The sequence below is a fragment of the Oryzihumus sp. genome (assembly GCF_054325275.1).
Genome location: NZ_JBTCWL010000029.1, coordinates 1 through 14,597 on the forward strand (window position 1 = coordinate 1; position 14,597 = coordinate 14,597).

11 protein-coding genes and 1 tRNA gene are annotated in these 14,597 nt (G+C 71.0%); 5 read left to right on the forward strand and 7 right to left on the reverse strand.

The genetic code is table 11. The features are described from left to right. The coding region (locus ACXVGS_RS09450; protein ID WP_458536873.1) for a hypothetical protein at positions 1 to 247 on the reverse strand (247 nt) is incomplete at its 3' end. Between the two features lie 536 nt (positions 248 to 783). Between ACXVGS_RS09450 and ACXVGS_RS09455 the strand changes: the two genes are divergently transcribed. The 3 genes from ACXVGS_RS09455 (at position 784) to ACXVGS_RS09465 (ending at position 5,354) form a co-directional block, all read left to right on the forward strand. Next, the gene (locus ACXVGS_RS09455; RefSeq protein WP_458536874.1) at positions 784 to 3,381 is read left to right on the forward strand and encodes an IPT/TIG domain-containing protein; all 2,598 of its coding nucleotides are present in this window, start codon (positions 784 to 786) and stop codon (positions 3,379 to 3,381) included. 297 nt (positions 3,382 to 3,678) lie between these two features. Continuing rightward, on the forward strand, positions 3,679 to 3,918 hold the full coding sequence (locus ACXVGS_RS09460; RefSeq protein WP_458533398.1) for a hypothetical protein: 240 nt from the start codon (positions 3,679 to 3,681) through the stop codon (positions 3,916 to 3,918). A gap of 230 nt (positions 3,919 to 4,148) precedes the next feature. Then, positions 4,149 to 5,354: an MFS transporter gene (locus tag ACXVGS_RS09465; RefSeq protein ID WP_458533399.1), complete on the forward strand. Its 1,206-nt coding sequence runs from the start codon at positions 4,149 to 4,151 to the stop codon at positions 5,352 to 5,354. A gap of 231 nt (positions 5,355 to 5,585) precedes the next feature. On the opposite strand, the gene ACXVGS_RS09470 is transcribed toward ACXVGS_RS09465, so the two are convergent. Both ACXVGS_RS09470 and ACXVGS_RS09475 read right to left on the reverse strand, forming a co-directional pair. Further along, positions 5,586 to 6,623: a RelA/SpoT domain-containing protein gene (locus ACXVGS_RS09470; protein WP_458536875.1), complete on the reverse strand. Its 1,038-nt coding sequence runs from the start codon at positions 6,621 to 6,623 to the stop codon at positions 5,586 to 5,588. A gap of 296 nt (positions 6,624 to 6,919) precedes the next feature. Then, positions 6,920 to 7,015 (reverse strand) — tRNA-Sec (locus tag ACXVGS_RS09475). Positions 7,016 to 7,165: 150 nt separating this feature from the next. Here ACXVGS_RS09475 and ACXVGS_RS09480 point away from each other — a divergent pair. Further along, on the forward strand, positions 7,166 to 7,384 hold the full coding sequence (locus ACXVGS_RS09480) for a hypothetical protein (RefSeq protein WP_458532200.1): 219 nt from the start codon (positions 7,166 to 7,168) through the stop codon (positions 7,382 to 7,384). A gap of 32 nt (positions 7,385 to 7,416) precedes the next feature. After that, positions 7,417 to 8,409, forward strand: a complete 993-nt coding sequence (gene selD, locus ACXVGS_RS09485; protein WP_458536876.1) for a selenide, water dikinase SelD — start codon at positions 7,417 to 7,419, stop codon at positions 8,407 to 8,409. 32 nt (positions 8,410 to 8,441) lie between these two features. Here the strand turns inward: selD and nrfD are convergent, their stop codons facing one another. The 4 genes from nrfD to ACXVGS_RS09505 all read right to left on the reverse strand — a co-directional run bounded on the left by nrfD (position 8,442) and on the right by ACXVGS_RS09505 (position 14,578). Beyond that, on the reverse strand, positions 8,442 to 9,482 hold the full coding sequence (nrfD, locus tag ACXVGS_RS09490; RefSeq protein WP_458532198.1) for an NrfD/PsrC family molybdoenzyme membrane anchor subunit: 1,041 nt from the start codon (positions 9,480 to 9,482) through the stop codon (positions 8,442 to 8,444). A gap of 8 nt (positions 9,483 to 9,490) precedes the next feature. Continuing rightward, entirely contained in the window at positions 9,491 to 10,456 is a 966-nt protein-coding gene (locus ACXVGS_RS09495; RefSeq protein ID WP_458536877.1) for a 4Fe-4S dicluster domain-containing protein, read from the reverse strand. Next, the gene (fdh, locus tag ACXVGS_RS09500; protein WP_458536878.1) at positions 10,453 to 13,821 is read right to left on the reverse strand and encodes a formate dehydrogenase; all 3,369 of its coding nucleotides are present in this window, start codon (positions 13,819 to 13,821) and stop codon (positions 10,453 to 10,455) included. Before fdh ends, ACXVGS_RS09495 begins: the two co-directional genes overlap by 4 nt. Positions 13,822 to 13,900: 79 nt before the next feature. After that, positions 13,901 to 14,578 (reverse strand): ANTAR domain-containing protein, encoded by a 678-nt coding sequence (locus ACXVGS_RS09505; protein ID WP_458530358.1) that lies wholly within the window; start codon positions 14,576 to 14,578, stop codon positions 13,901 to 13,903. Between the last annotated feature and the right edge of the window lie 19 nt (positions 14,579 to 14,597).

Genomic DNA, 14,597 nt, shown 5'->3' on the forward strand with positions numbered 1-14,597 from the left:
CGGTGGTTCCGCGGTGGTCGTCGCCGGGTTCGGCGTGGGTGGCGGTGGTTCCGCGGTGGTCGTCGCCGGGTTCGGCTTGGGTCGGCTGGTGCGTGGGCTTGGCAGGCGAGCTCGTCGCGACCAGAGTGGCCCGTGCGGGCACCGAGACGGGCACCTCCTCGGCGAACGACTGGTTGCCCCAAAGGCCAATCGAGGCGGGAACCGCCGCCAGTGCCGCGGTCGCGCTGATCAACAGAAGACGCTTCATCACAGATCCCTTCGCTCGTCGTGGTGGATCCTTTGTCCCTCTGTCCCGGTGCGAGCCGCCATGAGACGTTGGCACTAGTACCTCTCCCTTGCCGACGCTGACATCCCGGCCTTGGGGCGCGGTGGGGCTGTGGGGCCCGTCGCTTCGAGCTCGCACCTCCAGGTTTCCCAAGGTTTTCCCGGGCTCGGCTACCCAACATGCAAGGAGCCCGGCACAGGTGCGCGCCGGGACCGCGGGGCCAGGTCAGCCTGGCCCTCCCTGGGTGTGGAGGACACGAGATGGACGATCAGCTTCGACCGGAGGCCGCTGAAGGCCCTCCAGACAAGGGACGGCACGGCGAAGTGCCCGCACCACAGCGGCGACGTCGCCGGACGAGGGCGGGGGCAGCCGCCGTGGCGATTGGCGCCGTCATCGCAGGCGGGCTCGCCTTCACGTCAACCGCGTCGGCGTCGCCGATCACGGGAACCCTGGTGGCGCAGAACCTGACCGCCCCCGGTGGGGGAGCCTGGCTACCGGGAGGCGGTGGCCACTTCTGGGTGAGCGACAGCGCGCTGGGCCTGTGCGAGACCCTGCCGGCGACGGCAGGCACCACCAAGTGCAACGGCACGGCCAAGGGCGGCCAAGTCGTCTTCGACGCAGCGAAAAGCCTTGTCTACCAGGCGGATACGTCGTCCAAGACCAACCAGGTCATGCGCTACGCCTACACCGCGTCGAACGACAGCCTCAACGGCGCGACCGTCTTGCGCGTGGCCAACGTCACCGCGAACGGCGGAGGGTCTGGAGGCGGCCGGGCGCAGGGCATTGCGCTGGTCACGGGTCCGGACGGGGTGGAGCGACTGTACGTGGGGTACATCAAGTCCGGCGACATCATGCAGGTCCTGAACCCCTCGGGAAGGGACAGGAACGGCGTCGCCGTGACGCCCGTGGTGAGCAAGGTGGCCAACACCTCGGACGGCCGGGGGATCGCCGCGCTCGCGGTGTTCACCTGGACCGACTCCGCCGGAGTGTCGCACGACGACCTGTACATCGCCGAAGCCGGCGGCGCCGGCATGTCAGTGGTCAAGGACATCGACGGCAGCGGCGGCCGCCCCGCCTGCGGCGGGGGGTCAACCGCGTGCAACGCGACCACGGTGGCGAACGCCAGTGGAGCCCCGCTCTTCAGCTTCCCTGGCGCCCTCGCGAGCGACGGCAAGCAGCTGTACGTCGCCGACGCACCCCGGAACACGCCGTCCCGGGTCCTGACGTGGAACCCCGTCACCGGGGCGCAGGACGTCCTGTCGACGGACGTCACACCGGCATACACCTCTGCGTTTGACGGCATTCGGCGGACGGGCTACCAGAACGTCACGGGACTGGCGGTGCGAACCGACACCCTCGACGTCTACGTCGGGGACGACCCGAGCTTCCCGCTCGCGACACCGGTGACCGCGCAAGGCCACGCCTGGCAGGTCGCCGGAGGGGCGACCCGGCCCGTCGTGACGGGTATCAGCCCGTCCTCGGGTGATGCCGCAGGCGGAACGGTGGTCACCGTCACCGGCACGCACCTCGTCAACGCGGTGGCGGGATCGGCCGACACGACGGCGTACGGGACGAGCATCCGTTTCGGCTCCGTGCCGGCCACCGCGGTCAGCTGCCTCGCGGACGGCACCAGCTGCACCGCGACCAGCCCCGCCGCTGTCGCCCCGGGCGTCATCGACGTCCGGGTGACCAACATCGAGTCGCAGACGAGCGCGGCTGTGGGGGCGGCCCAGTTCACCTACTCCGCGGCCGCCCCGGCCCCAGGTGCGCCCGTCGTGACGGCGATCAGCCCGTCCTCCGGGATGAGCTCGGGCGCTACCCGGGTCACCATCACCGGTACCGACTTGGTGAACCCCGACGGAACCGCAGCGGTGAGCTTCGGATCCGAGGCCGCGACCGGCGTCTCCTGCCGGAGTGACGGATCGTCATGCACGGCGGTCAGCCCCGGGGGACCGGACGGCACGTCGGTGGACGTGCGGGTCACCACCGGTGCCGGGACGAGCGCCACCAGCGCACCCGATCGGTTCACCTACGTGACGCCCGAGGGCGCCCTCTTCTCCAGCGGCATCACCGCACCCAAGGGCGGGGTCACGTTCATCCCTGACACGACAGCGTCGGGTGGTCACTACTGGGTCTCCGACCACGGCAACGGCCTGTGCCGCCTGGACCCGGTGCCCGGCACGAGGGTGAACGCGCCGAATCTTGCGGCGTGCGACCCGGGCTCCACGATCGGCTCGCCGGGTCAGGCGGTCTACGACCCGCGTGCCAACGCCGACGGCACGCACTGGGTGTACGTCCCGGACAACGCGGTGAGGAGCCCCGGCGTCTGGCGCCTCACGTTCCACCCGGCCACCGCGACCATTGACAGCCCCGTCGCCATGGCCCCGGGCCTGATGGACAACTTGAAGACCAATGCGCTGGCCCTGGACACGACCCGTGACGCCCTGTACGTCGGGGACCTGGTCGACGGCAACATCCGTCGGGTCAACGGGATCGGGGGCGACCCGCGGTCGCAGACGGTCGACGTGGTCGCCACCACCCAGCCGCAGAAGGTGGGGGGCACGGGCCGCGGGATCAACGGGACCATGGCCATCCTCGGCAACCGGCTGTACCTCCCGGAGAACAACGCGGCGACGTACGTCGACCTGACGGCGTCGTGCGCCAACCCGACGGTCGACCCCAACCCGTCACCATGTGCGACCACGACGGTCGACTTCCTCCCCACTCCCGCACCGGTGTTTGTCGCGGGCATCGCGACCGACGCTCGGCACGGATGGGTGTACATCTCGGAGTCGCCCGGCACGGCGAACGCGACCATCTACCGGTTCGACGCGTCGACGATCACGGCTGACCGGCCCGGTGGCTCGGCAGGGATCGTCTACGTCACCTCCGGGCGCATGCCTGCCGCGTCATCCCCGGAGGCGACGGTGTACTGCTCCCTGACGTGCACCCGGCCGGCCGACCCGGCGCTGACCCCGGGCGGCTCCACCGGCTTCCCGTTCGCCCAGGGGCTGTTCGTCGACCCGGCGTCGTCGAAGCTGTTCGTCACTGAGGACGCCACTGCCGGGGCCCGTTCCGGTCGGGGTCACGCGTGGGAGGTGCCCTACGTCCAGTGACTCCCGCTGACGACCGGGGAGGGCCGAATCCCCTTCGGGCCCTCCCCGGTCTGCTCGTGCCTCAGCATGAGCGAGGCGGGTGCGCGCCTGCAAGATCCCCCTGGGGCAGGGGTCGGCGCCCTGAACAGCCGGCACGAGGCCACCGGTGAGACGTTTCCCAGGCAGTGGCGCCGTCACCGCGGGGAGCCGCCTGGCGTGGCCGTCTAGTTCGCCGGCGGGTCGGGAGGTCGGCGGGCCGGTAAGGCGGAACAGCGAGTTGCTGGTCCAGACCTGCAGTGCACGGGCCCGGGTGGGCGCGTGGATCACACCGAGAACCTGCATCGGGGCCTGTTCCGCTTCACAGGATTGCCCTTGACGACCTTAGCCATCACTGCCGCGGCGGCCGCGGCCAATGTGCGACAACTCCGCAACTGGCACCAGCGCACCGGCAACGGAGACGCAATGAACCCGCTCCTACTGCCGCAGCCCGAGTTCCACGGCTTTGTCCTCCTGCAAGGCAGCAACCAAGAGGCGGACGCGCTTCAGGCCGCGGCATAGGCCGTGGGATACCAATCCTGTCCCCGCGCGGAGTGCCTCAGTCCGGAACTGCGCGGCATCGCTCCAGCACCTCCCCGACGAGGGCCACATCCCAGCTCCGTCGATTTGGAACATCCACGAGAAGCGAGGGAGGCGCTTCGTCGGCGCTCTGCACGACGTGCTCAACACGCCCGCGCGAAGTTCCATGAGTCTCGCCACTATTTCGGAACCTGCTCAGTAGCGTTCCCGGTATGACGAAAGACTTCCGTTTGCTCCTGGCCGGGCAGGTGCTGTCGTGGCTGGGCAACGGCTTCCAGACGGTCGCGCTGGCGGTGGCGGTCGTCCTGCACGGCGGAGGTCCGGGCGCGCTCGGGCTCGTGATGGCGTCCAGCATCGTTGCCCGGCTTGTCGGCTCGCTGTTCGGAGGCGTCTGGGCCGACCGGGTCCAGCCGCAAAAGATCTTGATCGGCTCCGACCTCGTGCGAGCCGCGACCGTCAGCGCAATGGCCATCATGTTCGGCACAGACCACTACTCGGTGCCCCTGCTCTGCCTGCTGGCGGCGCTCACATCCTTGGCCGGGTCGTTCTTCCAGCCCGCCATGACCGCGCTCAAGCCAATGCTCATCCCCGTCGCCGGTCGGCAGTCCGCGAATGCCAGCCTGAGCATGCTGCAGACGATCTGCTCGGTCCTCGGGCCAGCCGCCGGCGGGCTGGTCGTCGCGGGATTCGGCGCCGCTGCCGGCTTCGCCGTGAACGCCGCCAGCTTCGTGGCGTCGGTCGCCACCGTGGCGCTGATCAGGGCACGAGTGGAGCGGGTCCGCGGCCCTGGGATGTTCCAAGAGATGGGCCATGGCTGGGCCGAGATCCGAAGGCGTGACTGGCTGCTTTCCGGGGTCTTAGCCGCCACCGTCTACCACGTGGCCAACGGGGTGGTGCTGGTGCTGGCGCAGGTCGTGGCCGTCCAGCAGCTCGGAGGCGCCAGGTCGGTGGGCGTCATCGCTGCCGCCGAAGGGCTCGGAGGCTTCCTCGGAGCCGCCGTGGCGCTGCGGGTGAAGCCCCGCCGCATGCTGCTTGCTGGGTGGGCGGCCCTGCCTCTGATGACGCTCTGGGTGCTGGCGTATGTCGTACCCGGCACCCTCAGTGCCGTTCTGGCTGGCGCCGTCGTGGGCTACGCCGGACTGATCTTCTTCGATGTCTGCTGGGAGACCGCGATCCAGGACCACGTGCCGCACCACGTCCTGGCGCGGGTGGCCAGCTGGGACACGCTGACCTCATTCCTAGGCATGCCGTTGGGGAACGCGCTCGCCGGTCCACTGGCCCACTGGTTTGGCATGGACCGGGTGTTGGCGGGGTGTGCAGGAGTGCTCCTGCTGGCGAGCCTGGCACCGCTGCTGGTCAAAGGAACCCGCGCCCTGGTCCGCCCGGACCCCGTCGGGGAGGTGCCCCTGCCCGCGTGATCCCACAAGAAGCGATTCGCCCTTGGCCACGCGTACGGGGATAAGGGTGGAACTGGAACGTGGCCGCGGCGACACCGGGCGATCTCCCTAAGCGGACCGTCGATCTGCCGAGAGGCATAGGGGTGGCGCGCTGGTGGGCGCCGAGAGGTTGTGCCGGAACTCGGCGATTTCGCGTCTTCACGCTCCGCGGCAGATGGGAGCGCTCTATTCGGGCTGGCTCCAGCAGCTGATTCAGCCCGCCGTGCCGTCGAGCCGCGACGTCACGAACTCAGTGAACCGGCCGGTGTCGGCGTAGTAGTTCGGATAGGCCTCGCGGAGCTGGCTAATGCGCGCGATGTTGACCAACACGGCGTCCAGGTCTTCGTCGTCCAGTGCCTCCAACTCGGTCAGCCGCTCCTGAGCGAGAGCCAAGGTCTCATGGACCGTGACCGTGAGGCGGCCCTCGCGCCGCCAGAGTTCGAGGGTCAGCACGTTGCGCCGGTCGCTCGTCGCGTGGTTGCCCACGAGGGACTCGTACGCCCGCAGCCGTCCCACGACGCCGAGCGACTCCTCCAGCCGCGCCAACTCGACGAGCAGGTCATCGACCGGCGCCTCCGCGCCGGGCACCGGGGCGACCCCTTCCTCGTGCGCCATTAGGCAGCTGACCAGGACGAAGAACCGCAGCACGTCGGGGTCGCCCTGGCCGTACTTCAACTCGCTGCCTGAGAATAGGTCCATCGTCTCGACGGCGGTCGCCCACGCGTGCTGCAGTTGTGTGCGGACCTGCAGTTCGATCTGCAGACCGTGGTACTCCTCCTTGGACGCCCCGTACTCGTACACGAGATGGATGCCCCGGTAGCCCGACTCCCGCGGGCCGGGGTCGCTGCGGAGGTAGTCGTACACCCGCCTGACTCGGTTCCTGCTCCTCGGCAGATCGCGCAAATCGGCGACGAGTTCGTCGACCTCGCTGACGCTCTCGAAGACGACCCGGCAGCCTCCGAGATCCTGCATCGTGGTCACGCTCATCGAGGGGTGTCGCTTCAGCTTGTCCAGGATCGTCGGCAGGCGCTTGTGGCGCTGCGCCACGACGGCATTTGGGTTGACGTCGAGCGCCCGCGTCTTCGCGGTCACCGTGACGGCGTTGAGGGGGAACGCGTGCGCGAGGCGGTAGTTGCTCAGGACAGCCCGCGCCGCGTCGATTTCCTCGGGCGTCCCCTTCCCCTTGCCGACCACCTTGCTCGCCCGGCGCACCGCACTGTTGGTGTGTTCGAGGACCGCCCAGCGCTTCATGGCAGCGACCGTAGCCGAACGCGCGGACACCCGCCTGCGGTGATCCCGCGCGTCAGGAGGCGCAGAGTCGTGCAGTTCGGAGCGACCCGCGCCCGAACAACTTCTCGCTCTTTCGTGTCGGAGCGGTCGGAGCCCGCGTGTATGCAACTCGCGGATCTCGAGTGCGGGTTGAGGATGTTGGCCGCTGACCCGCTGCGACCTTGGTCGCCGGGGGGGGGGGGCTTGGCTCCAGGACGGCAGGACCAAACGCTCACCGAATTTCGCGAACACAACACCCGTAATTTCGCGAACAACTCTGGCGGAGGCGGACGGGAATCGAACCCGCCTGACCCGGATGCCGGGTCACACCGGTTTTGAAGACCGGGAGGGCCACCAGGCACCTACACGCCTCCCTCGCGCACCGGCCCGCGCGGGGAAGGAGGACGAGGGGGCCAGTCAAGCAGGTCGCGCGGCGCCGGGCGACCGGGCCGGGCGCAGGTGTGGGGTCGCAGGGCAACGGGTACGTTCGAGACGTCCATGACCGCGACGCCGGGAGGCGGCAGATGAGCGACGAGAGCACACCGGACCAGGGCCACGAGGGTACGGCTGAAGGCGCCGACCGGCTGCACGCCGTCGAGGAGGCACGGGCGGAGATCACGGACGACGCCGAGCTGCAGAAGGCGCTGCAGGAGGCCTCGACCGAGGCGCCACCGTGGCCCGGCCAGGGTGCGTCGGGTCGCGACGAGGCCGAGGAGCCGGACCCCGCGGCCCAGGGCGACTGACGCCGGCACCCGGCTCGTGGTTAGGTCGGGCCATGACCGGTGTGACCGCCAAGCCGCGCCTCACGCAGTACGCCCGCGGGGGTGGCTGTGCCTGCAAGATCCCTCCGGGCGAGCTCGAGTCGGTCGTCCAGGGGCTGGCCGGGCCGGCGCACCCGGACGTGGTCGTCGGCCTCGGGACCGGCGACGACGCGGCCGTGGTGCGCATCGAGGCGGGGGTCGCCGTCGTCGTCACCGCCGACTTCTTCACGCCGGTCGTCGACGACGCCTACGACTTCGGCCGGATCGCGGCCGCCAACGCGCTCTCCGACGTCTACGCGATGGGCGGGCGGCCGGTCGTCGCGGTCAACCTCGTCGGCTGGCCGCGCGACGTGCTGCCGGTGGAGCTGCTCGCCGAGGTCCTGCGCGGCGGGGCGGAAGTCGCCCGGGCGGCGGGGTGCCACGTCGCGGGCGGCCACAGCATCGACGACCCGGAGCCCAAGTACGGCATGGCCGTCACCGGGGTCGCCGACCCCGAGCGCCTGATGCGCAACGACGCCGCACAAGCCGGTATGCCGCTCAGCCTCACCAAGCCGCTCGGGGTGGGCGTGCTGAACAACCGGCACAAGTCGACCGGGGAGGTGTTCCCCCAGGCCGTGGCCGCGATGACCACCCTCAACGCCGAGGCCTCCCGTGCCGCCCTCGCCGCGGGGGTGCGGGCGGCCACGGACGTCACCGGCTTCGGGCTGCTCGGCCACCTGTTCAGCATGGCGCGCGCCTCCGGGGTCAGCGCGGTCGTCGACGCGGCCGCGGTGCCCTACCTCGAAGGCGCCCGGGAGGCCCTGCGTGACGGCTTCGTCAGCGGCGGCACCCGGCGCAACCTGGACTGGGTGCGGCCGCACCTGTCCGCCACCGTGTCCGAGGACGAGCTCCTGCTGCTCGCCGACGCCCAGACCAGCGGTGGCCTGCTGGTCGTCGGGGAGGTGCCGGGCGCGCCGGTGGTCGGTGAGGTCGTCGCGGCGCGCGAGCACGTGCTGACGGTCCGCTGACGTTCCCGAGCCCTCTCGGCAGGGATGTGGGGTCAGGAGTCACGGCGGCGGGCCTCGAGACGCTCGCGCTGGGGCACCACGGTGTAGCGCGGGTCCAGCGCCGATGCTTGCCCCGCCTCGAAGATGCCGAACCGCGTGCAGGCCGAGCCCGCCAGCAGCGCCGCACCCGACAGGACGGCGACGACCCGGCTGCGCCGGGCGAACAGCGCCGTGCCGACTGCCCCCGCGGTGGTCAGGGCCTTGCTGGCCCGCAGCAGCCGGCCGGCCCGGCCGGTGTGCAGCGGCTCGGCGGCCAGCCCCATCGACTGCTCCATCCGCTGCGCCGCGACCAGCTCCAGGGCGGCGCCCCCGAAGGCCAGACGCCGGGCCGGGCCCGCCTGGGCAGGCGGGGAGGCCAACATGCCGAGCCCGCCGGAGGCGCCGGCCGCGGAGCCGACGAAGACGAAGGGGAGCTCCCGGTGCGCCTCGTGCCACGACGGGGTGGCCGTGTCGGAGAGCAGGACGGCCGTGTAGGACGCGACTGCCGGTGCCACGAGCCCGGCCACCAGCCCGGCCGGTCGCCCCGTCGCGCCGAGCACCGTTGCCGCCCAACGCAACCGGCGGGGGATCAGTCCGCTCAGCTCGGCTGCGCCGGCGAGGCCGGCCATCGGTCCGTAGGCCGAGAGGACCCAGGTCCCCACAGACATCGGCGACGTCGGCTTGGCCACCCGCAGCATGTTGACGAAGCGCGACGGTTTGCCGAGGTCGTGCACCAGCGCGGCGAAGCTCAGGCTGATCGAGACCAGCGCCCCGATCCGGCCCGCCCGCCGCAGCGCTGGCCGGCCGGTCAGGTCGGCGCCGGCACCCAGCAGCGAGGAGCCGGCTGCCAGGCCGCCGAGGAACAGGTAGGCCGGGATGTCGGCCTCCCAGGGAGAGGGCTTGACGACGGGGCGTCCGTAGTAGGACGTGAACGTGGCCTCGGGCACCATCCGGCGCTCACCGCCGCGGCCACCCCGGCTGCGGCGTCGCTCGGCCCGGCTGCCGGGGACCGCGTCCCGGCCGGGGGTCCGGCTCAGCGGTCCCTGACGGTCCACGCCCGGGCTCACGAGCGGCCGCCCAGGAACGAGACGACCGCTCCGGCCAGCAGCGCCGCTGCCGCGAGGCCTGCCTTGCGCCACATCTGCGGCAGGTCGCGGGTGGTGACCACCGGGTCCGGCGGCAGCCCGTAGACCTCGGGCTCGTCGAGCAGCAGGAACATCGCGCCGGCCCCGCCGATGCCGTCATCGGGGTCCTCGCCGTAGAGCCGGGCGTCGGAGATGCCCTGCCCGTGCAGCGTCTCCACCCGGACCTGCGCCCGCTCGCGCAGCTCGTCGAGGTCGCCGAACTGGATCGACTGGGTGGGGCAGGCCTTGGCGCAGGCCGGCTCGTCCCCGACACCGATGCGGTCGTAGCAGAGCGTGCACTTCTGGGCGATGCCCACGTTCTTCGTCCCGGCGTCACCGGTGCGCCGCTCGATGACGCCGAACGGGCAGGCGGGCACGCAGTAGCCGCAGCCGTTGCAGATGTCGTCCTGCACCACCACGGTGCCGAACTCGGTGCGGAACAGCGAGCCGGTCGGGCAGACATCGAGGCAGGCCGCGTGGGTGCAGTGCTTGCACACGTCCGAGGACATCAACCAGCGGAAGTCCATCCGTTGTGCGCCTTCTGCGGACTCAGCGCCCTCGGGGGCAGCGCCTGCCTCGCTCGGCCGCATGGACGGCATACCGAGGTCGACGCTGCTGCGCTCGCGCAGCAGGCCCGGCTCCTGGTGACCCAGTGGCTTGGGCTGCTCGATGAAGGCGACGTGGCGCCACGTGCTGGCCCCCAGTGCACCGGTGTTGTCGTAGGACGAGCCGAGCAGGTCGAGGTCACCGTCCATCGGGATGGCGTTCCACTCCTTGCATGCGACCTCGCACGCCTTGCACCCGATGCACACCGTCGTGTCGGTGAAGAACCCCTTGCGTGGCGGGGCGTCGACCCAGCCCGCGTCCGGGGCGGGGTCGAGCGGGCCGTCGAGCCGGTTGCTCATGAGTCCTCTCCCTCGTGCTGGCCGTGGGCGCTGGGTTGCCGTGGCGTGCGCAGCACGTTGCCGGTCTCGACGGTGATGCCGGCCCGGCTGCGGTAGCCGGCGACGAACTGCAGCAGCGCGGGGCCGGTGGGACGGCGCCCGGGCTGGATGTCGCAGGAAGCGACCTTGGTCTCCTGGATGTGGACGTTGGGGTCGAGCGTGACGCCGAACAGGTCGTTGGCCGAGTCGCCGCTGACCACGGCGTCGCCGCCGACCCCCCAGTGGTAGGGCAGGCCCACCTGGTGGATCGTGCGGCCGCCTACGCGCAGCGGGGCGATCCGGTCGGTCACGAGCACCCGCGCCTCGATCGCGGTGCGCGCGGTGACGATGGTGGCCCAGCCCAGGTGCTCGAGGTGGCGTTCCCGCGCGAGCTCGGGGGAGACCTCGCAGAAGAACTCCGGCTGCAGCTCGGACAGGTAGGGCAGCCACCGGCTCATGCCGCCGGCCGTGTGGTGCTCGGTGAGCCGGTAGGTGGTGAACACGTAGGGGAAGACCTCCACGCCGGGCTCGGGGCCGGAGGGGTTCTGCAGGTTGTCCTTGCGCTTGAACACCTGCCGGGTCGGGTTGGACTGCTGGGAGTACAACGGGTTGCTCACCGGCGACTCCTGCGGCTCGTAGTGCGCCGGGAGCGGGCCGTCGAGCAGCCCGGTCGGGGCATAGAGCCACCCCTTGCCGTCGGACTGCATGATGAACGGGTCGTCACCGGCCAGCCCGTCCGGGCCTCCCGTGCCCTCCGGGGGACGGTATGACGGGGGCTTGTCGGCCTCGAAGTCCGGCACGTCGTGGCCGGTCCACTTCCCGGCGTCGGCGTCCCACCACACGTAGGCCTTGCGCTCGCTCCACGGCTTGCCGTCGGGGTCGGCCGAGGCGCGGTTGTAGATGATGCGCCGGTTGGACGGCCACGCCCAGCCCCACTCGGGGGCCACCCAGGACTGCTCCTGGCCGGGCTTGCGCCGGGCGGCCTGGTTGACGCCGTCGGCATAGACACCGGTGTAGATCCAGCAGCCTCCGCTGGTGGACCCGTCGGCCTTCATCTCGGTGTAGCTCGAGAGCGGCTGCCCGGCCTTGTCGCCGCTGAGGTGGACGCCGTTGATCTCCTTGAGCACTGCCTCTGCCGACGGCTCGCCCTTGTCGTTGACGGGGTAGTCCCAGACGAGGTCGAGCAGCGGGCGGTCACGCTCGAGTGTGGAGTCGGCCAGCCGCTCGCGGATCTTGCGGCCGAGGTGGAAGAAGAAGTGCAGCTCGCTGCGCGCGTCGCCAGGCGGCTCGACCGCCTTGTGGTGCCACTGCAGCATCCGCTGCGTCTGGGTGAACGAGCCGTCCTTCTCCACGTGCGCGGCGGCGGGGAAGAAGAAGACCTCGGTGGCGATGTCCTCGGTGCGCAGCTCGCCGGTCTCGATCTCGGGGCTGTCCTTCCAGAAGGTCGCCGAGTCGATCATCGCCAGGTCGCGCACCACCAGCCACTTCAGGTGCGCCATGGCCAGCCGCTGCATCCGCCCGTGCGCCGAGCCGACCGCGGGGTTCTGGCCGAGCAGCATGTAGCCCTCGACCTTGTCCTCGAGCATGTCCATCACGGTCTGGTAGGTGCCGTGGTCACCGGTCAGGCGCGGGAGGTAGTCGAAGCACCAGTCGTTGTCGGCGGTGGTCGCCTCCCCCCAGTACGCCTTGAGCAGGCTGACCAGGTAGGCGTCGGCATCGGCCCAGAACCCCTTCTGCTCCTTGCTGAACGTGGCCTGCAGGTAGCCGTCGAGGCCCGGGTGCTCGTTGGCCTGGGGCATCGGCAGGTAGCCGGGCAGGATGTTGAACAGCGTCGGGATGTCGGTCGAGCCCTGGATGCTGGCGTGGCCCCGCAGCGCGAGGATGCCGCCGCCGGGACGGCCCATGTTGCCCAGCAGCAGCTGGATGATCGCCGCGCCCCGGATGTACTGCACGCCGACGGAGTGGTGCGTCCAGCCCACCGAGTAGACCCAGCAGGTGGTGCGGTCGCGGCCGCTGTTGGCGGTGACCGCCTCGCACACCTCGAGGAACAGCTCGGGCGGGACGCCGCACACCTCCTGGACCATCTCGGGGGTGTAGCGCGCGTAGTGCCGCTTGAGCACCTGGAAGACGCACCGGGGGTGCTGCAGGGTCTCGTCGCGGTGCACGCGGCCGTGCTCGAGGCTGGCGCCGTGGCCGCCCATCTCGTGGCCGGCGGCGCGCGAGGCCTGCGACCCCTCGTGCTCGGTGCCGCTGGCGTGGCTGGGTCCCTGCCTCTCGCCCTCCTCGTCCTGGGCGGGCTCCCGCGCGTTGCCGGCGGCGGCGTACTCGGCCGCGCCCTCGTAGCCCCACGACTCGGTGTCGTAGGTGCCGGTCTCCGGGTCGTAGCCGGAGAAGACGCCGTCGAGGTCCTCGGTGTCCTGGAAGTCCTCACGCAGGATCGTCGCGGCGTTGGTGTAGGCGACGACGTAGTCGCGGAAGTACTTCTCGTTGCTCAGGATGTAGTTGACGATCCCGCCCAGGAACACGATGTCGCTGCCGGCGCGCAGCGGCACGTGGCTGTCGGCCACCGCCGAGGTGCGGGTGAACCGCGGGTCGATGTGGATGACCTTGGCACCACGGGCCTTGGCCTCCATCACCCACTGGAACCCGACCGGGTGGCACTCGGCCATGTTCGAGCCCTGGATGACGATGCAGTCAGAGTTCTGCAGGTCCTGCTGGAACGTCGTGGCGCCGCCGCGACCGAACGAGGCCCCCAGACTGGGGACGGTGGCGCTGTGTCATATGCGCGCCTGGTTCTCGATCTGGATCGCGCCCATCGCGGTGAAGAGCTTCTTGATGAGGTAGTTCTCTTCGTTGTCCAGCGTCGCGCCGCCGAGCCCGGCGATGCCCAGCGTGCGCCGGAGCGGCCGGCCGTGCTCGTCGGTGTCCTGCCAGGTTCGGGCCCGGCTGGCCACCACACGGTCGGCGATCATGTCGGTCGCCGTCTCGAGGTCCAGCGGCTCCCACTCGGTGCCGTGCGGCCGACGGTAGAGCATCGCGGTCTGCCTGCTGGTGCCGTTGACGAGCTGCTCGCTGGCGGATCCCTTGGGACACAGGCGGCCTCGCGAGACCGGCGAGTCCGGGTCGCCCTCGATCTGGACGACCTTCTGGTCCTTGACGAACACCTTCTGCCCGCACCCGACCGCGCAGTAGGGGCAGACGCTCTGCACCACCCTGTCGGCGGTCTCGGTCCGGGGCCGGTGCGACGCCGTGGCGGGGGAGCGGACCGCCGCACCGCGACCGAGGTCGTCCCTCCCGCGGAGCTGTCGCAGGACGGGCCAGTCGAGGAACACCTTGCGTGCGGACACGAGAACCACCTCCCACGCCCCATGGTGCCCCGTTGCGGGCGGTTCAACCACTCGGCGACCCAGGATCAGGGGGTCCCCGTCAGGGGATCCGCGCGTTCGCGTCGGTGTGCCGCTCGAAGGATTCGAGGGCCTCGGTGCACAGCCAGTCGGTCATCGCCTCCGCGGTGGTGGGTGCGCTGCCGTCGCCGAGCTGCGCGACGAGGTCGTCGGCGACCCGGTGCACCTTGACGTTGGCGGCCTGCGACTTCGCGGCCAGGAGGTAGAAGGCTGTGTCCGCGTCGACCCCGAGGGCGAGCATGACCGCACCCTTGGCCTGCTCGAGGGCGCCACGGTGCGCTCGAGAGGCCTCGATGGCGGCATCCGCCTGCTCGCGGACGTCGTCGGCCAGCGCCTCGGTGACGTCCACGACGTAGCCGTGCACGTGGGTCAGGCTGCCGTCATGGGCCTGGCCGCGCCCGACGAGGACGACCGTGCGCGTGTCGCCGCGCGCGCCGAGGAGGTGGCGTCGGACGCTGAACGGCTCACCGGTACGCAGGGCGACCCGGAGGGCCGCGGCGGCGCCGGACTCGTCGTCGTCCGGGTGCTGGTGCGCCAGCAGCAGCTCGGTGCTGGGCACGACCTCGCCCGGGGCGAAGCCCAGGATGCGGTAGAGCTCGTCGGACCACGTCCACCGCCCGTCCGTGACGGCGTAGACGAACGCCCCGACCCGCTGTGGTTCGCCGCCTCCGAGCGCACCGACCACCCCCGTGCCTCCCACGCCACCAGCATCGCATGCA

Bases quoted from the DNA above. Each gene is read 5' to 3' on its own strand.
- ACXVGS_RS09465 (WP_458533399.1), top strand. From the start codon at position 4,149: ATGACGAAAGACTTCCGTTTGCTCCTGGCCGGGCAGGTGCTGTCGTGG.
- ACXVGS_RS09470 (WP_458536875.1), bottom strand. From the start codon at position 6,623: ATGAAGCGCTGGGCGGTCCTCGAACACACCAACAGTGCGGTGCGCCGG.
- ACXVGS_RS09480 (WP_458532200.1), top strand. From the start codon at position 7,166: ATGAGCGACGAGAGCACACCGGACCAGGGCCACGAGGGTACGGCTGAA.
- selD (WP_458536876.1), top strand. From the start codon at position 7,417: ATGACCGGTGTGACCGCCAAGCCGCGCCTCACGCAGTACGCCCGCGGG.
- ACXVGS_RS09495 (WP_458536877.1), bottom strand. From the start codon at position 10,456: ATGAGCAACCGGCTCGACGGCCCGCTCGACCCCGCCCCGGACGCGGGC.